This window comes from Kribbella sp. NPDC049584, from assembly GCF_040675555.1.
In the GTDB taxonomy this organism is placed as follows: domain Bacteria; phylum Actinomycetota; class Actinomycetes; order Propionibacteriales; family Kribbellaceae; genus Kribbella.
In genome coordinates this window covers 1-21,848 of record NZ_JBFAPF010000020.1, presented here as the reverse complement: position 1 = coordinate 21,848, position 21,848 = coordinate 1, and the positions used below count along the sequence as shown (strand labels likewise).

Here is a 21,848-nt window from a genome sequence, read left to right as displayed (position 1 = left end):
GCCGCATTCTGCGCGCTGTCATGCCGATGACAGACTGGCCGGATGGTAGCCGCCGTCTACTACTTCGCCACTCCGGACGATCATGCGAAACTGCTTTACTACGTCGGTGAGCCGGTGAAGGCGAGCCTTCCCCCCTGGCCGCTCGTTGACTTTCCGCCCACGGTGCTGACCCGGGACCGGGCGTTGACCATGCCCCAGTGATGGTCGTCCACCATGATTTCGGTCCACCGTACGGTGGCAACGCCCCGCCATGGCACCTGAGACCACCAGTGTGGATGGCTGCTCGGAAGAACGCGCCCGGGGCGCCGGCACCAAATCGGCAGCGGGGCTCGAGGCGACGCGCACCCACGGAGGTATAGCCATCCGTCGAACATAGGTTCGAGAATCTCTGGGGGCTCGAGGTGTGGGGTACTGGCCGGCAGTTGGACGACTATCTGCGTGGTCGGCTTCAGCGCGCGCTCGACGAGGTTGCCAGGATCGAGCCTGACGTGATCCTCAGCGAAAACGGGGATGTCTTGGTGGCCGCGCTGCTCGAGAAGCACCTGCCTACCGAGATCCGCGTCGATTGGGACAGTCCGACTCGGACTCCGGTGACCGAGGTCGTCACCCAGTTCAACGACCAGTTCCACCCCGATCGTGTCCACGACGTGCCTGCGAGCCGAGTGGCCATCACCTACCCGATCTCGGGTACGACGGAGATGCTCGACTACCGAGCTTCCCGGTTCAGCCTCGGAGGCACGTACGGCAAGGTTTCGAAGGAAGGCGTGCAGGTGGAGGTGATCGAGCGGACACTCGATGCCGCCGCGATCCGAGCACGGGTCGACCAGGTCAGGCAGAACGTCGAGCAGCGAATCGGCTGGGCGAACGCCGATCTCGACGCCTTCCGTGCTCCCGCCGAGCAGAGCATTCGTGCGACCTACGTGGCGCGTAAGAGACGCATCCTCAACGACCGTGCCGTGGAGGAATCACTCGGGATCCCCGTCCATGCGTCGAAGTCTCGGCTGCCCGTTCCGGCGCGGCGGAAGCAAGTGACGCTCCGGGCGCGAAACGCCCAAGCCGCCTTCGTACCTGAGCCCGTGCTGGACGAGGCGATCTATCAAGATGTGCTTCAGGCTGCCCGCGCATGGGCGAACTCGCTCGAGCGGACCCCCGGGACCGGGGCCAAGCTCGAGGAGGAGGAACTGCGTGGCCTCTTGCTCGGGAACCTGAACTCGTATTGGGAGGGCGCGGCCGGCGGTGAACTCTTCAATGGCAGCGGCAAGACCGACATTCTGATCCGTTACCAGGACCGCAACGTCTTCATCGCCGAGTGCAAGGTCTGGGACGGCGCCAAGGTCGTGGCCGCTGCTCTCGATCAACTGCTCGGCTACCTCGTCTGGCGCGACTCCAAGGCCGCCCTCATCGTCTTCATCAGGACGAAGAATCCTGGAGCGACGATCGAGAAACTCCACACCGCCGTCGAGGCGCATCCACGCCACGTCCTGACCAAAGATGCGTCAGACCCGAGCAAGCGCGCCGATTACGTCCTCACCGCCGACGACGAAGGCCGGAGGGTCCTCCTCGCAGTGATCCCGGTGGTTCTCCGCCCGACCGACGCCTGACACCACGGTGAGCGGCCGAGCTTTCACCGACGTGTACTTCAGTTCGCGGGCCGGTCACGCTCTGCTATGGACACGGAGGGTAGCCGTAGTCCATCGTTGACTCTTTGCCGACAAACACTGTGGGGGCCACGATGTTCAGCGCAGGTTTAGGCTTGCCGTCCAACCGCAAGGGCACGTGATCGCGTGGGAGCTCCGTACGTCTCGAGCCGGCGTCTGGTCGACAATGCGATGTCGGCGATGTTGTCGGCGATCGAGGTCTACAACAAGCCGCGGATGACCTATCGCGAAGAGATCACCGTCATCGCGATCGTCAACGCGTGGGAGCTGGCTCTGAAGGCGACTCTCCGGAGAGCGGGTCAGAGCATCTTCTACCGCAAGCAGCGGAATCAGCGCTACCGATCGATTGCTCTCGACGATGCGCTCGGGCGAGTCGACGCGGGCAAGTTGTGGCCGAAGAAGACCGACGGTGGGGCGATCCTCGCGAATGTGAAGGCGTTAGCCGAGTACCGCGACCGAGCGATTCACCTGTACAACGCGCCAAGCCTCGGCTCGGTGATTTATCCCTTTCTCCAGCAGAACGTCCTGAACTTCCGGGACTTTATGGTTGCGAAGTTCAACAAGGATCTGGCCGACTCGATCACGTGGCAACTGCTCCCTCTCGGCGCCTCTGCGCCTGGCGATGCAGTGCAGTTCATGCGGGTTGATAAGAGCGCTGCTGCGGTGGCAGAGGTTCAGGACTTCCTCGACGAATTGCGTCGTCTCATGGACGCAGCCGAGGCTGCCGGTAGTGATACTGCCCGTGTGGCGACCGTATACGACATCAATCTTCAATCGGTCAAGAAGCTGACCAGCGCCGATCTGGCTGTCGCGGTCTCGTCAACGGCTACGGGTCAGATCGTCTGGAAGAAGATGGATCCGAATCAGACACACCCTTACAGCACGAGCGACTTGCTGGCGAGAGTGAACAAGCGCCGGAAAGGGCGAAAGCTGACGTCGTATGACTATGCGGCGATCTGCTGGAAAGAGGGCCTGCGTGACAACCAGAAATATGCCTGGAGACACAGCAATGGCTCGAGCTACGTGTGGTCCGGCGATGCCCACCTGTCGTCGTACGACGACAAGTACTACGACTCGGTCAAGGCTGAGTACACGAAGAGCCGCACCGTAACTCGCGGTCAGACATTGAGGAGACATGGCGTCTATGATCCTTCCGCTGACGCGCCGTCATAGTCCGCCATCGTTGTCGGGCGAGCTGTGTCCTCCGTTTCGGGAGCTCGCCACAAGTGTTCACTCCGCGCTCGGGCAAGGCCGGGCGGTGGGGTTGATGCCTTGGGAGACCTACGAGCTGCCAAAAAGTTGCTATAGACAAATAGCTGCTCCGTCCCAGCTCCGAGGGACGTTGGCAAACGACGATCGTCAACGAGAAGTGATGAGGTGCAAAACCGCAGGTCGGAGGCCGTTTTCGGCGATCCGCGAGCCGGTCTGTTCGCGGCTGGAACAGATCTACACCATCTTCGAAGGCACCTCAGATATCCTGCGCTTGGTGATCGCCCGAGCCATCTCCGGCATGCGCATCACGTAGGTGTTCCGCAGGCTCAAAGGCTGGTTTCCGGTTGGTAGTGCCGGTTCGCCTTTGGGCCGCGATCACGCCTGCGTGGAACCGCCGCCTTCCAGACCAACTTGTCGTACGTCCGCGCCCGAATGTGCTTGTCATCGGTCGAAACAGAAGCTTCACGATCCGCGGCTCACCGTCGGTCTTCTCCCAAGGCAGGGTGTACGGCCGGGGTGTGTAAGCCGGGATGTGCTCCTTGACGACGAGCGCCGTCCCGCCGGACATCGGCACCGTCCGCTCGGTGTCGTTCTTCGGCAACGCGAAGACAAAGTCCCGCCCAAGCTTCTTCACCTGCCGCCGCACATGGAATGACCATCTCGGCGAAGTTGACGTCCTCCTCTGCCAGCGTGAGCAACGCACCCTGCCGTAGCGCGCGCGACCCCAAGGAAGCGATCAGACGGTATTTCGGCGCGCGACCCTCCACGATCCGAAACACGACTTCGTCGCTCCAACTGATCGTCCGTCCGCTCTTCGCGGCGGGGACCTTAACCGACCGGCCCCTTGGTCGGGTTCTTCTTGATCGCCTGGTCATCAACCGCGACCTACCTCCAACCTCCCATGCAACACAAGGAACGCCGTACGTGGGGTCGATGGCCCCAACCGCGCATCCAGATCAGCCACCCAAGCAGCAATCTGCGACGGCTTGATCGTCCGAAACTGCCGCCGCCCAAATTCCGGATCCACATGCAGCCGCAACGACGATTCGTACCGGATCAGCGAAGCCGGATCCACCACCCGCGAGGCCAGCCACCGCTCCGCAACCTCCCAGAACCGAACCTTCCCGGCTTCGGATCGATGTACTCCCCACGCTCCGGTCTGTGTCCATCGCGTTTGCATGGCGCTCAGCCGGCCCATTCGTACTGAAGGCCTTCGTCCGCTGCCTACCCGCCGGATCCACCCGTCCCGCCAACCACCGTTTCCCCTTCGCCCACCGCTCATTTCGAAGTCGCGCAGTGCTGCCGTCGGCCCGCTTCACAGGCCGCGTCCACTGATCCCTCACACAAGCCATCTCGCCATACCTCCGTCGAGTTGATGTGCGGCACCTCGACGTCTGAGACCGGAGGACTTGCCCGGATCGGTGTTCACGTCGCGCGGAGCCGACGGCCGGTTGCGAGCTGGTCGGGCAGACCGAATGCTCGTCCGCCGTGACGTCTACCTCTGCAAGTCTGCACCCCAGAAACTTCGGGAGCCGTGCGCTGGCAAGTAGCGTCCCTCGCCGCGCTCGCAGACCGCCAGTCCCGCGCTGTCACCCCGCTCTCCAACACACGTCTCACCCGCGCCACATGACCTCATCCGTCCTGACTCTGCGCGTTGGCTGCTGAGCTTCGACTGCGATTTGCTGCCGGGGGTACCGGAGCGGCATGGATCAGACCAGGAGCCCGGTGCTGGAGGCCCTCGCGGACTACCATCGGCGGGAGTACGCGAACTTCTGCCCGCCGGGTCACAAGCAAGGTTTGGGTGCCGACGACGCCGTACTGCGGACCCTGGGCGCCGACGTGTTCCGCTCCGACGTTCTGGCCACCGGGGGTCTCGACGACCGGATGAGCCGGGGCGAGGTCGTGCAGGAGGCGCAGGAGTTGATGGCGGACGCGGTCGGGGCGGAGCACGCGTTTTTCTCTACGTGTGGAAGCTCGTTGTCGGTGAAGAGCGCGATGATGGCGGTCGCGGCGCCGGGGGAGTCGATGCTGATCGGCCGGGACGCGCACAAGTCGGTTATTGCGGGACTGACCCTGACCGGGATCGAGCCGATCTGGGTGCGGCCGCGCTGGGACACTGAGCTTCATCTGGCGCACCCGCCGTCGCCGGAGGCTTTCGACCGTGCCTTCGCCGAGCATCCGGAGGCGGTCGGTGCCCTGGTGACCAGTCCGTCGCCGTACGGCACCTGTAGTGATCTCGAGGCGATCGCCGAGGTGTGCCACCTCCGTGGGAAGCCGTTGATCGTGGACGAGGCGTGGGGCGCGCACCTGCCGTTCCACGACGACCTTCCGACGTGGGCGATGGATGCCGGCGCGATGTCTGTGTGGTGTCGATCCACAAGATGGGCGCCGGGTTCGAGCAAGGCTCGGTCTTCCACCTGCAAGGCGACCTGATCGATTCGGTCCGGCTGAGCCACTGCGCCGATCTGCTGTCGACCACGAGTCCTAATGTGTTGTTGTACGCCGCAATGGACGGCTGGCGGCGACAGATGGCGTTGCACGGCCAGAAATTGCTCGGAGCCGCGCTGAAGCTTGCCGCCGAGGCCCGGACCGAGATCGACAACCTGCCAGGACTCAATGTCCTCGAGGACCGCCTGGTCGCGAAGGAGGCCTCCCACGACCTCGATCGGTTGCAGATCATGGTCGACACCCTGGACGCCGGCATCTCCGGCTACCAGGCATCCGACTGGCTCCGAGCAGAGCGCGCGATCAACGTGGGACTCGCCGATCACCGGCGGATCGTCGCTCAGTTCACGTTCGCCGACGACGAGAAGCAGGCCGATCGGTTGATCTCCGCCCTGACCGATCTGACTCGGACGTCGCTGCCCGCACCGAAGTCCGTCGTTCTGCCGACGCCGGATGATCTCGAGCTCGAACAGGTGCTGTCACCCCGCGAGGCCTTCTTCGCCGCTCAGGAGACGGTACCGGCGGAGGAGGCGGTGGGTCGGATCGCGGCCGAGCAGGTCACGCCATACCCGCCCGGCATCCCGGCCATCTTGCCCGGGGAGCGCATCACGCCGGGCGTCGTCGACTACCTCCGATCGGGTGTCGAGGCGACGATGGTTGTCCCTGACGCGGCCGACCCGTCGGTCAAGACCATCCGCGTTGTGCGCTGAGCGACCAGACCGTGGTGGGCGTGAGCTCAGGTACTGGTACGAAACTTCGGTAGCACGGCGCGGATGATGACGACGTCTTCTTCGTCGATACCGAGTGGGATGGTTCCGGTGAGTTGCTGGGCGCGCATGAGCGGGCCGAGTGGTCCGTTCATGCGTTCTCGTACCTCGACGTCCACGAGACCGGTCTCGCGCAGGCGGTACAGCGTTGTGTCGACGCCGATGAGCGAGGAATGCACGAGGAGTAGGACGCCGCCCGGACGTAGGTGGGCGGCTGCGCCGGCGCAGATCCCGTCGAGAACGATCCGTCCGTCGTTACCTGCTTCCCAGGCCCGGGATCGGCCGTAGCGGGGTACGCAGGGCCGCGCAGAGGGGACGTACGGAGGGTTGCTCACGATTAGGTTGAACCGCTCGCCGACTACGGGTGCGAAGGTCTGCCCACGAAGCGTTCGGACCCGCACGCCGTGGCGGATAGCGTTGAGCTGGACGGTGAGCAAGGCGCGACGGGAGACGTCTGTCGCGGTCGTGGCTGCACCACATTGGGCCGCGGTGAGGGCGAGAACCCCGCTGCCGGTGCAGAGGTCGAGTGCTGTTGCGGTCGGTCCGAGCGGTTCTTGGCGGATGGCTTCGGCGAGCATCCAGGAGTCGGAGATGGGCGCGAAGACGCCGGGCAGCGTCAGGAGTCTCATGGAACGAGCACCTCGGCGAGCCGAGGGACGACGGCGACCGGGCCGAGCGTCCGAACACCTTCCACCAGTGGCTTCCCGACCATCGTCCGTACGTCGTCCAGGTCGCCCGCCGCGTCGGGTTCGACGATGTTGACCAGGTCGTGCAGGCGGTGGTGAACCTGCGATGACGAAACCACTTGGCGACTGACGACCTCGCGATAGCGGGACCCGAGGTCGGAAGCTCGCTCGGTCCGCGAGAGCGCGATCTCAAGCTCATATGCCGGCTGTTCTAGCTTGACTCTCGGATCGGCAACAGCCGTCACCACGTCGCTGGCGTCCACGGGCAGGCAGTCGCGCCGTACGACGAGCAACTCGTGCTCCAGGCCGACGGCTCCTCGGCAGATGGCGCCACACGGGGACCGGAGCCGACCAGAGTCACGAGGGACCTCGAACATGAAAACTCCTTTGCCGAAAGGGAGAGGAGCGGTACCCCCGCGACTCTCCGGAAACCCCTACGCGTGCGGCATCAGTCGCCCGGACTGCCCAGCCATCCGCCCGCCTTGACGCCAGCTCCCGAGACCCGGTCGACCTGGGCAGGGTCAAAATCAGCCTTGGGGATCAAGGAGGCTCGGCCGTGGTGGTGGACAGCATCGGTAGGTCGACGCCTCCGTCGTAGTCACGACTCCGTCCAATGCCAGTGCTCCCCGAGCGGGCGTGCCGCTGATATCGCGGTGACTAGCGCATCTGTTCGATGCGGTCACTATCGATGCCGCGGCCGCGGTATCGGGCTGCGACTGCTTGTGTGGGTGGAACGACGGCGACGATGGCCTGGTTCAGCGGTTCCGTGTGGTGGTTGCCGGTGGCGCTGTGGGCGGATCGCAGCAATGGCCCTGTCGTCGCAGCTCGTCGCTGTAGTCAGATTTGCCGGAGGGTGCGGAAGTAGTGGGCAGCATGGCGGTTGTCCTGCCTGACTGGGTCCCGCCGAAATCGGGCCGGCTGTTCGACCGCGCCGGGACGCCATCCGGGTATCCACCTCTCCGCGCCCCAAACGCGTCCCTCAGCACATGTATGCGGATCGATCGCTGAAGAACCGAGCGTCTCGGTCGGCGGCCAGTTGGTCGATCCACCGTGCGACGCCGAGGGCCTGCAATTCGCGCTCGCGTTCGTATCCGACCTGCCAGTTCGGCTTGTGGTTGACGAAGAGCACGGGTCCCGAGGGCGTTTCGAACTCTGCGGCGGTCGACCGTCCGGGGAAGTCCTGCGGGTTCACTCGCCCGGTCACGCACAGATTCGATCTTCTCGACACGAGTCCGGGCGCACTTCCTTGAATCCTTCGCGGGGTGCGTCGCGCCGGGCAGGCCAGTCGCCGTGCCGGCACCAGATGTTCAGCGTCGCCACGCGGATACGTTCAGCCACGCGGACCTGCTCCAAATCAGGGCCTGAAACGAGTCGAGAGAGTCACCGCGAGCTCGAACAGCGCGACCGCCGCGCACAGGGAGGCCACGAACAGCAGGAACTGGGACGAGCCGAAGAAGGCCAGGAACACCGCTGTGGCAACGCAGATGGCGAAGGCCGCGGTGCTGGCGATCAGTTCCAGGCGCTCACGCCGGGCCGTGGATCGTCTCGGGCCGGTCGATCGCATCAGTCATCACCTGTCCTGGTGCATGTCCAGACGGGACCCACCTGTTCCCCGATGGAGCCGCACCAAATCGCGGGTCAGCTGAGTTCGACGTACGACGGGACGCGACCCGCGCCAGCTGCTTCGTGGCGAACCGGCAGGGAGCCGGGGTCACCAGCGGGCGGAGGGCGAGTCGAGGAGGTGGTCGGCGACGCAGCGCGAACCGGGACGACGAGTGACCGAGCATCGTTGCCGGTGTTGCAGTTGGAGCTCCGGCCTGCTGAATGACTACCGTCGCGTTCATGCCCTCGACACACAGCAGATGGAGCAATTGATCGGTACGAACGCATCCACGGCGAGCGAGGTGAGATTTTGGTCGGGCTTGAGCACAGAGGCGCTCAACTGCGAAACAGGTGGCGAACATCTGGCGGGGGCGATGTACCGCAGTGGAGAAACGTCGCCTCGGTCTGCTGCTTTTGGCACACGACGCCTGGGTACTGGGGGGCCGAGTTTGCATACGAGTGGGAGGTAGTCATGCCTGGCAAGTCTGCGAATGTGAAGAATGAGAAGCAGTATGAGGCGCTGAAGGACAAGGGGATGTCCAAGGAGCGTGCGGCCAAGATCGCGAACTCGCCGAAGTCCAGTGAGCATGGTGGTAAGCAGAGCGGGAAGGGCGGCAAGAGCAGCCAGGGTGGAACGACTGCGCAGAAGAAGAAGGCCGGTCGCAAGGGTGGCAAAGCCGCTGCGTCGAAGGGCTGACGCCAGCGTCTGGTCAGAGGTTGTTGCTTTGTGTGTCAGCCTGAGACCAGTCACCCGTTCAAGGTCAACGTGACCAACCGACCGCTGGCGCTCGGATCTCGTGCTCGGCGCAGGCGGGCCAGTTGGCGGGCAGGGTGCAGTAGCAGTCAGTCGCAGAGGCGTGCGGTGGTGGCGGCCTCCACGGCCACGCTGATCCCTCGGTCCGACCGGATGCGTGTGGAGACGGGGGTCCCCTTCCTTCGCCTCCATCTCCCTCTCGTCGGGCGGTGGCGTCGAAATTGACGAAGGATGGCGTACCGGTCGTCGCGCACCGTCAGTACTGTCGGTCGCCGCTTGCGAACTGCCTGATTGCTGCTGGTTCCTGCGCGCCTTTAGGCGGTGGAGGGTGCAGACTGAGGGTGGCGCGTGTGACTGATTCGGTCTGCGCGGGGAGGTGCTTGTCATGGAGATGCATGAGCTCATCACCGTGATCAACGAGGTGGCTACCTCGCTGTTGGTGCCGATCGATCTGCAGACGACGCTCGACCAGATCACCCGCAGTGCCACCGAGGCGATTCCCGGGATCGACTACGCCAGCATCTCGGTCACCAGCAAGACCGGCCGGATCGAGACCCTCGCCCCGACTCACCGCGTTGCGATCCAAGCCGATCAGCTCCAGTACGAGCTGCGCGAGGGGCCATGCTACGCGGCGGTGACCGGCGTACCAGTGGTGCAGGTCGACGATCTGGCCTCGGATCTGCGTTGGCCGGCGTACGGCCCGAGAGCGGCCGCCTCGTTCGGGCTCGGGTCGCAGTTGGCGTTCCAGTTCCATGCCGAACCGCATGCCCGCGGCGCGCTCAATCTCTATGCGACCCGCGCCCACGAGATCGACACGGATTCCCGGCAGTTGGGGATGATGTTCGCGCGGCTCGTAGCGGTGGCTCTGGGGTGGGCACGACATGACGAGACCTTGAGTGAAGCTCTGCACAGTCGTCAGCTGATCGGGCAAGCCGTCGGCATCATCATTGAGCGCTACCGGCTCGACCCCGACCGTGCGTTCGCCTTTCTCGTACGGGTTTCCCAGACCGGCAACATCAAGCTCCGTGAGGTCGCGGCCGGAATCATCGCCGACGCCGTCACCCCAGTCGAGTGCCGGCCACACCGGCCAGGAAAACCTCCTCCGCCGGTGCAAACTCCGGCATAGCCCAAGGCTGCCGACGGCCCCCGGCAACCACGTCATTGTTCACTCCGCCGGCCGGCGGTGGCGGCGGCGTACGGCGGTGGGATCGCTGATCTTGGCGAGTTGGTCGCGGAACCTTCGCTGGTAAAGCATCCGGTGGATGGCAACCGGCGCGAGGGGCAGTGCGACGGCCGGGCGTGAAAGGCGCTCGTAGGTGGAGTCGTCGGAGGCGAGGAAACGTTGCGTGGCGCGAGTTCAACCAGCTGGCTTGCGCGGCTAGCGGTGTGTCGGCGCCAAACTCGCCGACCTTCTCGGCGGGCACCGTGGCCGGGATCGGTGGTGTCCAGAAACGACATCGACGGTCCCCGAGCAGTACGGCACGGCCACGCGATCGCGGACACGGTTGCCGAGGTCGCGACCGGCTTCGCCGATAAAGAGGTCCGCGCCGCCCTCGAACGCGCACTTAACACGCCCTGGACCACGCCAAGTGCTGAGTTTCCGTCGCCGCACGCGGGGTACCGCCGGATCATGCCTCATGCGATCGTGACGGGTTCGGACAGTGGGATCGGGCGGGCGACGGCCGTCCAGTTGGCGAAGGACGGCTTCGATGTCGGAGTCACCTGGCACAGCGACAAGAGCGGCGCCGAGGAGACGGCTGGGGAGATCCGCGAGATCGGCCGTCGTGCGATTGTCGAGCACCTCGACTTGGAGAAGCTGCCCGACGCTGCCGACGTGATCGACAACCTCGCGGACAGCCTCGGTGGCCTCGACGTACTGGTCAACAACAGCGGAACTGGCAGCAGCCAACTCGCCGTCGATCTCGGGTACGACGAGTGGCGCAAGGTGATCAGCGTCGACCTCGACGGCGCGTTCCTGTGCCTGCAACGCGCGGCTCGTCGGATGATCGCGGCCGGCAACGGTGGCCGGCTGATCGCGGTCACCAGCGTGCACGAGCATCAGCCGCGGGTGGGATCGGCGCCGTACGACGCGGCGAAGGCCGGACTCGGCTTGCTGATGAAGACCCTTGCCCTCGAGCTGGGAGAGCACGGCATCACCGCCAACTCGGTCGCGCCGGGGGAGATCGCGACGCCAATGACAGGTCAGACGGACGAGGATCCACGGCAGACGCGTCGCCCCGGCGTGCCGCTCGGCCGGCCGGGCGATGCCCGGGAAATCGCCGCCGTGATCGCGTTCCTGGCTTCCCCCGGCGCCGCGTACGTCACCGGCACGAGCATCGTCGCCGACGGCGGGATGCTTCAGATGGGTCCGATGGCCGGTAGCCACCTCACGTCCGACGACTGGCGCCGGCCTTGATCGGATGCTCTGGGGTGCCGAATCACTTAGGCGTACAGGGGCCGAACCTGGAGTCCGACGGCCAAGCGCCGGCTGACGTTCGCCGTCACTGGGCGAAGCCCTCGCTCTGGGTGTGCTCGTCGGCTACGCGGACGCCGTAGTGATACGCGAGCTTGCCGCCCAGCCAGCCGGACACGCCGAGCACCCCGAGGGCGATCAGCGTGATGACGAACCCCACGACCGAAGCCTCTTCGTGGTCCTGGGCGGCGCGGATGGCGAAATTGAGGACGAAGAGCGCCACGGCCGTCAGGTTCAGGATCAGATGTGTGATGCCGGTCCGGAAAGCGCGGGTCCCGCGCGGGATCGCCAGCAGGTCGATCAGGCCGAAGATCGCCGCGACCACCGCGCCGATGATGCCGATGGCAATCAACCAGTACGCGCCTTCGGCGAACGTCTGTTCGTCGCTCTCGACGGCCAGCGCGACGACATCGAACACCAGGCTCGCGACCCAGGCTCCGATCGGGACTGTGACGAGGATCGGGTGGAAGGGATGGCCGTACGGACCGGCCAACACGGTCCGCGGCTGCTTTGCCTGCTGCAAGGAAGTCCTTTGCTGACCTTCCATGACTGCTCCTTCGTCCGAGCCGCACCCGGCGGCACAACCGCGTACGGCGCCCGTTCCATGCAGCGCTGCGGTACCCCCTCGAAAGGCGGTCAAAACAACCGCTCCGACTCAGCGTTTCAAGCGTCCCCGAGTGGGAACCGCGCGGCTATAGCGGATGAGTTCGGGAGCGTGATGAGATGACGACCGCACGGGAACTGATGACGCCGGGCGCCGAGTGCGTCGGCGAGAACGAGACGCTGGTGGACGCGGCGCGGAAAATGCGCGATCTGGACGTCGGCGCGCTGCCGATCTGCGGCGAGGACAACCGGCTGAAAGGCGTGCTCACCGATCGCGACATCGTGGTGAACTGCGTCGCCGACGGCCGGGACCCGGCCCAGGTGACCGCGGGGTCCTTCGGTCAGGGCAAGCCGGTAACCGTCGGCGCGGACGACAGCCTCGAGGAGGCCCTGCGCACGATGGAGGAGCACCAGGTACGGCGTCTGCCGGTGATCGACGGCCACGAATTGGTCGGCATGCTCGCTCAAGCAGACCTCGTTCAAGCGTCACCCACCAAGGCCGGCGAAACAGTCAGCGAGATCTCGGAGTCGAACTGACACCACCGAGACTGCCGCTCGACAGGGACGAGAGGGCATGTCAGGCGTTTGGCATGCCCTCTTGGGTGCCATGTCCGGTGACTGCACTGCCCGGGACGCCGAGTGGGATCCGTCGTCGGACGGACGCACCTGAACCGACCCAGAGTGCCATCAAGGTACCTAGATTCGAACAGAGGTCCGAATCAAATCATGCCTGCGTTAAAAGCGCGTGGTTAGCCGCCCTGTCCGAAGCCAAGCACGCGTTAAACCGGCTGGGTCGGCCTAGCCCAACATTAGGTGCGGGGCGACCCTCACGACCGGCGCATTCGGAAATTGCGTCATCACCCTGCTGCGAGGGCACGCGAGGCGTCAGCCGAGCCTTGAGGCTGACCTGGACGCTGACCGTGGAATAGGTGGTTGGCCGGCGCGGCGGTCTGCTCGGTACGGCTCGAGGGCCGAGGGACGGCGTTTCAGGTACGGGACCGCCTGCGGGGCGATCGATTCGTAGTACTCGACGAGGTTGCCGATGTTGCTCAGCTAAACGGTCCGCGGGCGATCTTCATCGTGTACTCTCCCGGACGACGTCGAGTGGGGCCTTGTCGCGGCGGAGCCCCTGGAACCTCGGATGTCGGAGTTGGCCGTCGCGGGTCCATTCGGTGAAGCCGACCTGGGCGACGAGCCGCGGTTCGACCCAGTGCACCCGGAGGCGGGGAAGCTTTCCGCCGGTGAAGGCCGGCTCGTCGCGCTCGAGCGCCTCCAGTTGCTGCCCCAGTTGCGTCAAGGTCCGCTGGTCGTAGCCCGTACCGACCTTTCCGGCGTAGCGGAGTTGCCCGCGCTCGTAGTACCCGATGAGGAGAGCGCCGAAGCCAATTCGGGTGCCTTGGGGATCGGTGTAGCCGCCGATGACGAACTCCTGCTCAGCGGCGCATTTGAACTTGAGCCAGTCCCGGGAACGTCCCTGGGCGTACGGCGCGTCCGCGCGCTTGGCGATCACACCCTCCCAGCCCTGGCGGCAGGCGTGCTTCCAGTAGCTCTCACCCTCGGTGTTGCGGTGCGGGGTGTAGCGAAGCGGACCGTGGTACGCGATGGCCTTGCGCAGCAGCGCCTTTCGCTGCCGGAGTTCCAGGCCGGTGAGGTCGTGGCCGGCGAGGTGGAGGAGGTCGAACAGGTACAGGTAGACGGCGACACCGCTGCGTCGGGCCGCGTCCGGGTCGCTGACCTGCATACGCGGCTGCAGGCGGGCGAAGCTGGTGCTGTTGCCCTGGAACGCGACGATCTCGCCGTCAGCCACGAACTCGCCTTGCTGGGCCGCAATGGCCTCGACAAGCTCGGGATAGCTGTTGTTGAGCTGCTTGCGGTTGCGGGAGTACAGGTCCGCGGCGTTGTTCGATCGGTAGATCAGGCAACGTTCGCCGTCGAGCTTGCGTTCGTACAGCCAGCCAGGATCGGAGAACCGGTCCTCGGTCAGGGTCGCAAGCATCGGCGGCACCCATTCGGCCTGACCAGGACGAAGCCGCGCCCGCACGCCGGGGGGCAGATCATCGAGCAATTCGTTCATCACTCGCCTTCTTCGGCGTGCAAGGTCGACGCGTCGTTCCTCACCACGCCGCTCCAGTTCCCGGCGGCCCGGCATGCAAACGAGGCGGGATTCAGGCGGGGACGGCGATCACGCAGAACTCGTTGCCCTCGGTGTCGCGGAGTACGACGAAGTCGTGGTGGTCGGGATACGGCCAGTCCTCGGCCCGGGTGGCGCCGTGCTTCAGCAGCCGCTCGATATGGCCGTCGCGATCGGAGGTGTACAGGTCGATGTGCACCGGCGCGGGCGTCGCCGGGATGGCGTCTGCCCGCTGCAGCAGCACGGCGGGACCGGCACCTGCCGGGTCCTCGAGTTTGGCGAACTGGTCGGTGCCGCCGATCCGTTCCGGCCGTCGGTACCCGAGCGCCGCGGACCAGAAGTCGGCCGCGCGGTCCATGTCGGTCGCGTTCACGCAGATCGTTGCCAGCCGGAGGTCCCCGACGTCCTTGGGGCGTTCTGTTGTCGTCACCATGAGATGCCGGTGCCCTGTCAGCCGTCCCGCTAACGCCCGCGACCTCACGCTCGATCCAGTCGGCCGGAGCCGGATCGTGTGGCCGCCATCCGCGGTGGGCGACCGCCGGTAGGAGTTGGTCAGCCGTCGGCAGGCCGTCCCGACTGCTCGGCGCGTGCCTCAGCGCCTGTCTCCTCGCTGGTCGTGTCATCGCCCGCGACCCGGCCGACGAACTCTTCGTTGGCCCCGGTCCCCGTGGTCGTCGGCGTACCCCGGTCAGGATCACCGCCTTCGGCTCGCGTCATCGCCGTGGTGCTGTCGGCGGGCGCGTCCGCCTCGTTGAGTTGGTGAGACAACCGCCAGCGCTTGAACCGCTCGAAGATCGACATGAGGCCTTCCAATCCGGCTGAAGTAGAACACGTCCTCAATAGGGCAACCGGCGTCCTGAAGGCGTCCGGAGGTCGAGACCAGTCGCCGTCCTTCGTCCGGTGTGCCGCCGCGGACGTCGCACCATCCGGATCTGACGCATGGTCCTCATCTCCTGCCTTCAGTAGCACCTTGCGAGCACTCTGCTCCGGGTGCGCCGGCTCCCCAAGTACCCCGCTCCTCCTCGCCGAACCGTCCGCGGCGACAGGATCAGAGCTCGAATGTCCGTGCGTCTATCGGGGTCAAGTCCCGTGAGGTGGTGTACGACGTTTGGCCGTTCGTCGTTGGGTGGTTAGGCGCTGAGAGGGCCGGTGGTCTGGTTGTTCTGCTCGGTGTTGGTGGTGATGAGGGTGAGTCGGCTTTGTGTAGTACTTCGAGGCCGAGGTAGCGGCGTCCGTCGGGCCATTCGTCGGCCCATTCGTCGTGTTGTTCGGCCAGGACGGCGCGCCGACCAGGCGGCTGATCGAGCCGCGATCGGAAAGATGCCGACGACGTCGGTGCGGCGCCGGATCTCGCGGTTCAGGCGTTCGTTGGAGTTGTTGGACCAGATCTGTCGCCACACGTCTTGGGGAACACCGTGAACGCGAGATTTCGTCGTGGGACCGGGCGAGGTGGGCGTGCACCTCGGGCAGGGTGTGTTCGGTCTGGTCGAGCAGTTTGTCGTACTGCGTGTGCACGGCCGCGGCATCGGTCTGGTCGAACACCGAGTCGTCAGGGCGTGCAGCATGGCCTTGACCCCGCCCCAGGCGTGCTTGGGACACACCGACATGAGGTTGGCGGTGTAGTGGGTGCGGCAGCGCTGCCAGGACGCGCCGGGCAGGTTCGCGCCGATCGCGTCGACCAGCTCCGCGTGCGCGTCGGAGGTGACCAGCGCGACGCCGTTCAGGCCGCGGGCGACCAGGTTCTTGAAGAACGAGTTGCAGCCGGCCCCGGACTCGGCAGTACTCGTGGCGACGCCGAGGATCTCGCGGAACCCGTCGACATTCACGCCGGTGGCGACCATGCGCAATACGCGGCGATGATCGGAGCGGCGAAGGCGTACATGCAGGCCGGTCTTCGCCCAGGATCCTTGCCGCCATAGCGATACTCGGTCTGGGTGGTGATCCGTCCAGCGGCGACATTGCCGATCGCTGCCGCGCGCCCCGCCGCGTGGCTGGTCAACTGAAGGTGCCAGATCTGATCGCTCAGTTACCCGCTGCAGCTGCTGCGCTAGCGAAGGCCGCCCGCTGCAACGATCCAGACGGCGTCGTACGCGAAGTGCTGTCACCTCATCCATCCGTAGCAGCGGCACAGATGATCGGCGGTTCGAGTCTCAGCCGCATCGTCCACAGTCTAAGCCGACGGCCTAATAGCAGTTCGTCCGCGGAGCATGTGCCTTCTACGCCACCTCGTTCGGTCGGCACACCTCCCGAACAAGGTTCAGGAAGGGCGCCACCACGGGACATACGCGAAGGGAGCCGACGCCTCGCGAATCGTGCAACTTACTGTCGCCGGGTTACTCCCGCCAGACCAGTGTCGAACTTCTGGCGGCGTCGGCCACTAGCCTGTCGCAGACTTGGAATGTTGCTTCAGGCAAGTCCCCGCTCCGCACAGCTCCTGAAACGCTGACAGGCGATGATCATTGCCAAACATCGATGAGAGGTAAAGCCGCAGGTCAGAGCTCGCTGTCGGTCATCTGCCAAGGAATGGCCGCGTGAGTGGAAGAGATCTACACCATCTACGGTCACGCCCGAGTTGGACGTGTCGCAGTTCGGTCGTGGGCTGCCTTGTCGCCGGGACATGCAAGATGCTGCGCCAAGATGCTGCGGCGTCAAAGTTGTCAGCGGGATTCGTTGAGTCGCCGTGGCCTGATGGACGTCCTCGGCTGTGGAATCCACGACTGAACGGAGGCGTCAGGTGATGGGCGAGAAGGAGTCGAAAGGTGACGACGCGCGGCGCACGGTCGTCGAGATGGTGACTCGGGCTGAGGCGATCATTGAGGGGATCGAGGCGGCGGAGCCCGATGGGCGCTGGGCGATGACGGCGTTCAGCAGGTATCGGCTGTGTGAGTTGCTGGAAATCATGCCGTACGTCCGCTACGACGGTGATCTTGGCGCGGATCCGGCCGTGCTGCTTGATGAGGCTGCGCAACTGGTGGATCAGATCGAGGTCTCGATCGAGGACTTGAGTTGGCGGCTGGCGCTTGCAGATGCACTTCGGACGGCGGCCACTGATATCCGGACGGTTCGAGCTGCTGGTGAGGAGTGACGCCACGAGGCCTATGTACCTGATCGATGATCCAGGACAGGAGTTGGCTTGGCTTGTCCGTTGATCTATGCAACCGATCCATCGGGAGGTTGCTATGGGCAAAGGACAGGTGCGAGCGGAGGATCTCCACCGTGCGCTTGATACGGAGATAGGCCGGCTCGAGACGGGATCCGACTGGGCCAGGTGGTTGGATGTGGCCGCGTTGCTCCCGACGTACGGCTTCGGGAACATCGTGTTGATCAACTTGCAGATGCCGCAGGCGAGTTGGGTTGCAGGTGCTCAGACGTGGGAGAGGCTCGGGCGGCGTGTGCGGACCGGGCAGGCCATTAGGATCCTGAAACCCACTCGTTCGCGGACATCCATGGCCGGCGCTCTAGCAGACGCTGGCCGGAGGTTCGGTGCAGATGGTCTCGTCGAGCAACAAGTGATCGGCTTCGAGGTCGGTTCTGTGTACGACGTGACTGCGACCGTTGGTCCACCGATCCACATGCCTCGGCTACCGACGCGCTCCAACGGCGCCGCGGCGGGAGTGTTGTGGGACGGACTGATGAGGGAGGCCGCAAGCGACGGCTTGGCTAGCGATGTCGACCAGTCGGGCGACGAGGCTTCTGACTTGATGCACTTGGTCCGCGAGCTTGGACGGGTTCGTCTTCACTCGTCCGAGCCTGGTGACGATGGGGGAGTCGTGGGGCGCGGTATTCGGGAGGTCGAGATCGAGTCGATCGCCCACATCGTGCTCGCACACCACGGGCTGAGCATGCACGCAAAGTCTTTCGACTCCCTTGCGGTCCTGGCGCGGCTGGCGAATCCGAATGAGCCGACGAGCGTAATCAAGGCGACCGGGGCGCGGGTGATCAACGTGGCTCGGCAGCTGATCGAGTCGACCGACAAGTACATTCAGGCTCACCGGACCTCGCTCGAGTCTGTCGCGGCGCGCCCGCTCGACTCGGCGTTCATGACGCCTGAACTCGACGGCCCGGTCTTGTGAGGTGGCTCGCGCATGGGAGCCAGCGAGCGAGTCGCCGCGCTGCGGCGTGCACGTGAACGACAGGCGAGGATCGAGGCGGCTACGACCCGAACTCTCAAAGCACAGACTTCGTTGGAGCGCGCAGTCGAGGCGAGGTCGGTCGCCATCGAGCGATTCGACGAACGAGTGGCGGAGGCCGAGGCCGCACGAGCGGCCGAGATCGCGGATCTCGCCCGCACCTGCCGATCGTCAGAGGCCGCGGCGGAGATCCTTGGCTGGTCGGTCCAGGAGCTTCGCCGCGTCTTGAAGGCTGATCGCGAACGGCGAGACGTGGCTGCAGGGTCGGCAGGAGCATGCGATGGCGATTCTTGACGTGGATCCGCTGTGGGACATCGATCAGGTCGCGGCGTACCTCGGTATGCCCAAGCGAACGCTCTACCGATGGCGGACGCTCGGCTATGGACCACCTGGCAAGAAGGTCGGCCGGCACTTGCGATATCGCGCGAGCGATGTCATCGCTTGGTTCGCCGATCTCAAGGACGAGATCCTCGATGAGAGGCGTGACTGAGTCAGGTGGCGCGCGCGCTCTTCGATCGACACTCCTGCCGGGGCACCAACCAAATGTGCAGGTCACCCGCACGTCGTCGGAGACGCCGGGTTTCTTCGCGCCCATCGCGTGGGGCTATTCGTAGTGCGAAGGGCGGGTCAACTGGGGTCACATGGAGTGGTTGGTCGGGCGCGCATGTCTTCGATCAGACTCGCGAGACAGGCCAACACGGTGCGCCCAGCCGAGCAGGTACTGGAGCTGGTCCGCAATCCATAGATGGCGGGGACGGGCATGCCTTCTGTGCGAGTCGGCCTGCGCGGCCCCGCTTCCCTGCCTCGACCCCATCTTCAACTTGCGGGTCACCGTGGCGTGTCAGCAGCCAGGGCCTCGCTCGGAGCCACAGCCAGCCTCCCGGTCTCCAGGGCAGCGGCAGCAGCCATCCGCCGCGCAGTACGGAGCCGTTTCGTCACGATGACCTCACTCCCCGAACAGCATCTGATTGTCGCCCGGGCGAATAGTGTGGCGGAAGTAGACGGCGTCGGCGAACGTCGCGGGGACCTTGCCGAGTCCCTTGATGACGGTGGCGGTGCCGTTGGCGTGACCAACGGCGTACAGGTAGCCGGAATCGGTGTCCTTGTCGATGCCGAGCAGCAGCGTTCCGTAGATGCCGCATTTCGCGATGACCATCGACTCGAAACCCTGCCAGGTCGAGGAGCGGACCAGCTTCACGATCGGCTTCATCGGCGAGGTCCGGGGGATCCGGATCGTGTAGAGCGCGCCGCCCCGGGTGTTCGCGAGGAACGTGTCGTACGTCGCGGTCTGGCTGATCAGCGCCATCGTCTTGACCGCGGCGAATCCGGTCGCGGTCTGTTTGTTACCCCACTCCGATCCCGACCGGTCGTCCCAGCGGGTGAGCGTGCCGTTGCTGCGGAGCGAGTACTGCGCGGTGACCTGCAGCGGCTGCGGATAGTTCCAGTACCTCGTCGTGTCGAAGAAGGTCGCGTCACCCCAGCCGGCACCGACCCTGGTGAGGAAGACCCGCGACCGGTCGACCTCGCCGTTCTCGAGGAAGTTGTAGCTGCTCCCGTACATCGTCGAGCCCAGCACCACATTGCCCCAGATCCGCCCGCCGGAACCGGGAACGTCCGGATCGTTCGCCATGGTCCCGCTCAGCCGGACTTGGCCATCGGGGTAGATGTCTGTGGAATCAGTGGTCTGCTGCACCGTCGGCGGCGACGTGGCGGTCACGATCAGGCCCGTTTCGTCACCGCGGGCCGTCACGGAGCCCGGGACAACGCGACACGCTGCCGAGGCGGCCACAGAGGCCGTCGTTTTCGCGGTTGCGATGCCAGGAACGGTCCCCGCCAGGAGGATCGCACTGGCAGCCAACACACCCACCGCTCGCGCGGCCCCAGGGGTGATTCCTACTACCTCAAACGCCTTCTTGCTCAGTCGACCGGACATTGCCAGGCCCCCCTGGGTCACAGTACGTGGTCACGCTTCTGCTCACCTCGATACTCGGAAGGGCCGAAAAGTTGCACTCTCGTCGACTACGACTGGTACGTCGACGGCCCGTATCTGCAGGCGGCCCTCGACGACGGGCTGCTCGCCGCCGCGAACAGCAAACCCGCGTCTTGGCCAAACAAGGACTGTGGATCACTTGCCACACCGATTCCGCCGGAGCGTCACACTGTTGTGGTGTCGCCAGTCCCCGGCCCGGAGCCACCGGCGGGTGGAGCCGCCGCCCGCATAGCGTCGAGGCGAGGCCCCCGCCGGCAGGCAGGCCCGGGACTGGCGACGCTCACGCAGCCTTTCCGGTGGGCGTCGGAATAGGCCAGCCTTGTCCTGCGGTCCATGCCCAGCGGCTGCTGGCGGTTGTCTCTTGGCGGTACGCGAGCGGCCAGCCGCAGAACTCGTCGGCCGTCCGTCCCATGTGTTCGGCGGCCTGGCGGGTGTCTTCCCAGTCGGAAACGTAGAACGCCTGTCGGTCCCAGGGTCCTCCGGTCAGCGTGATCACCGGCTCGCGCATTGGCCCCGGCATCAGGCGCCGGCCTTTCCTGGTTGGGGGTGGCGCCGCCGCCTGAGGTTGGCCTGATGTCGTTCTGGTCGATGAAGGTCACTCGGCCGTCGCCGCGTTTGACGCGGCCGAGCCACCGGCCATCTTCAAGGATCAGGCGTCCAGTTCACCGACGTGCTGTTGCCAGGCGTCGACTGTGATCGGTGGGTCGACAGGTGGTACGTCTGATCGCCGATTTCGTGCATCAAGTCGGAGGTGCGCGGGTACTTCGGGTGTCCGGCGAGCTGACCGGAATCCCCTGCATGGAAGGAGAGGATGATGAGCGTGTTCGATCCGTGGAACTACCGGAACGACTCCGGCTACAGCGCGGGCACCGACATCACCGGGTACAAGATCGCGGCAGTCGACGGTGACATCGGCAAGGTCGACAAGGCGACCTACGACGTCGGTTCGGCGTCGCTCGTGGTCGACACCGGCCCGTGGATCCTCGGCCGCAAGGTCCTGCTGCCGGCGGGCGTTGTACAGCGCGTCGACACCGACGACGAGAAGGTGTACGTCGACCGGACCAAGGACCAGATCAAGGACTCCCCGGAGTACGAGCCCGACGCCGCCGACTACGACGACCAGGGGTACCGCGACCGCCTGGGCACCTACTACGGCGAGTCCTACGACCGCGGGATGTAGTCCGAACATTCGCGACCGGAGCGGCCTTCGGGCCGCTCCGGTTGAGGTTCTGCCTCGTGTGATGAGTTTCTGCGACTCCGCGGGCTTCACCTGCGCTGGCGCCGACCTCGGCGCCGGCTAGATGTATGAGGTCATGACGTTGGTGATGTGTTGGTGGAGTCGGGCGGCGGGTGGTTGGTTTCCGGCGGTGGTGTGGGGTCGATGGTAGTTGTAGTGG

25 protein-coding genes and 1 pseudogene are annotated in these 21,848 nt (G+C 65.3%); 13 read left to right on the top strand and 13 right to left on the bottom strand.

The genetic code is table 11. From position 1 onward, the window contains the following. Positions 1-42: 42 nt before the first annotated feature. The 3 genes from AB0J62_RS40320 to AB0J62_RS40310 all read left to right on the top strand — a co-directional run bounded on the left by AB0J62_RS40320 (position 43) and on the right by AB0J62_RS40310 (position 2,831). A complete protein-coding gene (locus AB0J62_RS40320) occupies positions 43-201 on the top strand; it encodes a hypothetical protein (RefSeq protein ID WP_363883136.1) in 159 nt (52 codons plus the stop codon). A gap of 200 nt (positions 202-401) precedes the next feature. Next, the gene (locus AB0J62_RS40315) at positions 402-1,601 is read left to right on the top strand and encodes a hypothetical protein (RefSeq protein WP_363883133.1); all 1,200 of its coding nucleotides are present in this window, start codon (positions 402-404) and stop codon (positions 1,599-1,601) included. Positions 1,602-1,784: 183 nt separating this feature from the next. Next, entirely contained in the window at positions 1,785-2,831 is a 1,047-nt protein-coding gene (locus AB0J62_RS40310) for a DUF3644 domain-containing protein (RefSeq protein WP_363883131.1), read from the top strand. A 295-nt stretch (positions 2,832-3,126) separates the two neighbouring features. Here the strand turns inward: AB0J62_RS40310 and AB0J62_RS40305 are convergent, their stop codons facing one another. Together AB0J62_RS40305 and AB0J62_RS40300 are read right to left on the bottom strand one after the other, a co-directional pair. Beyond that, complete coding sequence (locus tag AB0J62_RS40305; protein WP_363883128.1) at positions 3,127-3,504, bottom strand: hypothetical protein; 378 nt, start codon at positions 3,502-3,504, stop codon at positions 3,127-3,129. 240 nt (positions 3,505-3,744) lie between these two features. Next, a complete protein-coding gene (locus AB0J62_RS40300; protein WP_363883125.1) occupies positions 3,745-4,050 on the bottom strand; it encodes a hypothetical protein in 306 nt (101 codons plus the stop codon). 524 nt (positions 4,051-4,574) lie between these two features. Here AB0J62_RS40300 and AB0J62_RS40295 point away from each other — a divergent pair. Continuing rightward, complete coding sequence (locus AB0J62_RS40295) at positions 4,575-5,303, top strand: hypothetical protein (protein ID WP_363883122.1); 729 nt, start codon at positions 4,575-4,577, stop codon at positions 5,301-5,303. After that, the gene (locus AB0J62_RS40290) at positions 5,237-6,025 is read left to right on the top strand and encodes a hypothetical protein (RefSeq protein WP_363883119.1); all 789 of its coding nucleotides are present in this window, start codon (positions 5,237-5,239) and stop codon (positions 6,023-6,025) included. Before AB0J62_RS40295 ends, AB0J62_RS40290 begins: the two co-directional genes overlap by 67 nt. A gap of 26 nt (positions 6,026-6,051) precedes the next feature. Here the strand turns inward: AB0J62_RS40290 and AB0J62_RS40285 are convergent, their stop codons facing one another. From AB0J62_RS40285 to AB0J62_RS40270, 4 genes are all read right to left on the bottom strand, one after another. After that, the gene (locus tag AB0J62_RS40285; protein ID WP_363883116.1) at positions 6,052-6,711 is read right to left on the bottom strand and encodes a methyltransferase; all 660 of its coding nucleotides are present in this window, start codon (positions 6,709-6,711) and stop codon (positions 6,052-6,054) included. Continuing rightward, positions 6,708-7,145: a hypothetical protein gene (locus AB0J62_RS40280; RefSeq protein WP_363883113.1), complete on the bottom strand. Its 438-nt coding sequence runs from the start codon at positions 7,143-7,145 to the stop codon at positions 6,708-6,710. Before AB0J62_RS40280 ends, AB0J62_RS40285 begins: the two co-directional genes overlap by 4 nt. A gap of 602 nt (positions 7,146-7,747) precedes the next feature. Continuing rightward, on the bottom strand, positions 7,748-7,972 hold the full coding sequence (locus AB0J62_RS40275; RefSeq protein WP_363883110.1) for a hypothetical protein: 225 nt from the start codon (positions 7,970-7,972) through the stop codon (positions 7,748-7,750). A 150-nt stretch (positions 7,973-8,122) separates the two neighbouring features. Beyond that, positions 8,123-8,332, bottom strand: coding sequence for a hypothetical protein (locus tag AB0J62_RS40270; RefSeq protein ID WP_363883107.1), 210 nt, complete (start codon positions 8,330-8,332; stop codon positions 8,123-8,125). Positions 8,333-8,842: 510 nt separating this feature from the next. Between AB0J62_RS40270 and AB0J62_RS40265 the strand changes: the two genes are divergently transcribed. From AB0J62_RS40265 to AB0J62_RS40255, 3 genes are all read left to right on the top strand, one after another. Further along, the gene (locus AB0J62_RS40265; protein ID WP_363883104.1) at positions 8,843-9,067 is read left to right on the top strand and encodes a hypothetical protein; all 225 of its coding nucleotides are present in this window, start codon (positions 8,843-8,845) and stop codon (positions 9,065-9,067) included. Positions 9,068-9,509: 442 nt separating this feature from the next. Then, positions 9,510-10,250 carry a GAF and ANTAR domain-containing protein gene (locus AB0J62_RS40260; RefSeq protein WP_363883101.1) on the top strand — a complete coding sequence of 247 codons (741 nt, stop codon included), beginning with the start codon at positions 9,510-9,512 and terminating at the stop codon, positions 10,248-10,250. Between the two features lie 315 nt (positions 10,251-10,565). Next, on the top strand, positions 10,566-11,540 hold the full coding sequence (locus AB0J62_RS40255; RefSeq protein WP_363883098.1) for an SDR family oxidoreductase: 975 nt from the start codon (positions 10,566-10,568) through the stop codon (positions 11,538-11,540). 85 nt (positions 11,541-11,625) lie between these two features. Here AB0J62_RS40255 and AB0J62_RS40250 read toward each other — a convergent pair whose 3' ends face one another. After that, positions 11,626-12,144, bottom strand: a complete 519-nt coding sequence (locus AB0J62_RS40250; RefSeq protein ID WP_363883095.1) for a DUF2231 domain-containing protein — start codon at positions 12,142-12,144, stop codon at positions 11,626-11,628. Between the two features lie 176 nt (positions 12,145-12,320). Here AB0J62_RS40250 and AB0J62_RS40245 point away from each other — a divergent pair, with 176 nt between their 5' ends. Then, on the top strand, positions 12,321-12,737 hold the full coding sequence (locus AB0J62_RS40245; RefSeq protein WP_363883092.1) for a CBS domain-containing protein: 417 nt from the start codon (positions 12,321-12,323) through the stop codon (positions 12,735-12,737). Between the two features lie 538 nt (positions 12,738-13,275). Here the strand turns inward: AB0J62_RS40245 and ligD are convergent. The 4 genes from ligD to AB0J62_RS40225 all read right to left on the bottom strand — a co-directional run bounded on the left by ligD (position 13,276) and on the right by AB0J62_RS40225 (position 16,172). Then, positions 13,276-14,274, bottom strand: a complete 999-nt coding sequence (ligD, locus tag AB0J62_RS40240) for a non-homologous end-joining DNA ligase (RefSeq protein WP_363883089.1) — start codon at positions 14,272-14,274, stop codon at positions 13,276-13,278. Positions 14,275-14,365: 91 nt separating this feature from the next. Continuing rightward, entirely contained in the window at positions 14,366-14,764 is a 399-nt protein-coding gene (locus tag AB0J62_RS40235; protein WP_363883086.1) for a VOC family protein, read from the bottom strand. A 119-nt stretch (positions 14,765-14,883) separates the two neighbouring features. Continuing rightward, positions 14,884-15,132 (bottom strand): hypothetical protein, encoded by a 249-nt coding sequence (locus tag AB0J62_RS40230; protein WP_363883084.1) that lies wholly within the window; start codon positions 15,130-15,132, stop codon positions 14,884-14,886. Between the two features lie 329 nt (positions 15,133-15,461). Beyond that, positions 15,462-16,172, bottom strand: a complete 711-nt coding sequence (locus tag AB0J62_RS40225; RefSeq protein ID WP_363883081.1) for a transposase — start codon at positions 16,170-16,172, stop codon at positions 15,462-15,464. An 896-nt stretch (positions 16,173-17,068) separates the two neighbouring features. On the opposite strand from AB0J62_RS40225, the gene AB0J62_RS40220 reads away from it, so the two are divergent. The 3 genes from AB0J62_RS40220 to AB0J62_RS40210 all read left to right on the top strand — a co-directional run bounded on the left by AB0J62_RS40220 (position 17,069) and on the right by AB0J62_RS40210 (position 18,951). Then, positions 17,069-17,416 (top strand): hypothetical protein, encoded by a 348-nt coding sequence (locus AB0J62_RS40220; RefSeq protein ID WP_363883078.1) that lies wholly within the window; start codon positions 17,069-17,071, stop codon positions 17,414-17,416. 94 nt (positions 17,417-17,510) lie between these two features. Next, on the top strand, positions 17,511-18,404 hold the full coding sequence (locus AB0J62_RS40215; RefSeq protein ID WP_363883075.1) for a hypothetical protein: 894 nt from the start codon (positions 17,511-17,513) through the stop codon (positions 18,402-18,404). 337 nt (positions 18,405-18,741) lie between these two features. Next, positions 18,742-18,951 carry a helix-turn-helix domain-containing protein gene (locus AB0J62_RS40210; RefSeq protein ID WP_363883072.1) on the top strand — a complete coding sequence of 70 codons (210 nt, stop codon included), beginning with the start codon at positions 18,742-18,744 and terminating at the stop codon, positions 18,949-18,951. 456 nt (positions 18,952-19,407) lie between these two features. Here the strand turns inward: AB0J62_RS40210 and AB0J62_RS40205 are convergent, their stop codons facing one another. Further along, positions 19,408-20,091 carry a hypothetical protein gene (locus tag AB0J62_RS40205; protein WP_363883069.1) on the bottom strand — a complete coding sequence of 228 codons (684 nt, stop codon included), beginning with the start codon at positions 20,089-20,091 and terminating at the stop codon, positions 19,408-19,410. A gap of 1,174 nt (positions 20,092-21,265) precedes the next feature. Between AB0J62_RS40205 and AB0J62_RS40200 the strand changes: the two genes are divergently transcribed. Next, the gene (locus AB0J62_RS40200) at positions 21,266-21,631 is read left to right on the top strand and encodes a PRC-barrel domain-containing protein (protein ID WP_363883067.1); all 366 of its coding nucleotides are present in this window, start codon (positions 21,266-21,268) and stop codon (positions 21,629-21,631) included. A 117-nt stretch (positions 21,632-21,748) separates the two neighbouring features. Here AB0J62_RS40200 and AB0J62_RS40195 read toward each other — a convergent pair. Then, positions 21,749-21,848: pseudogene (locus AB0J62_RS40195) on the bottom strand (IS481 family transposase); the annotation flags it as partial.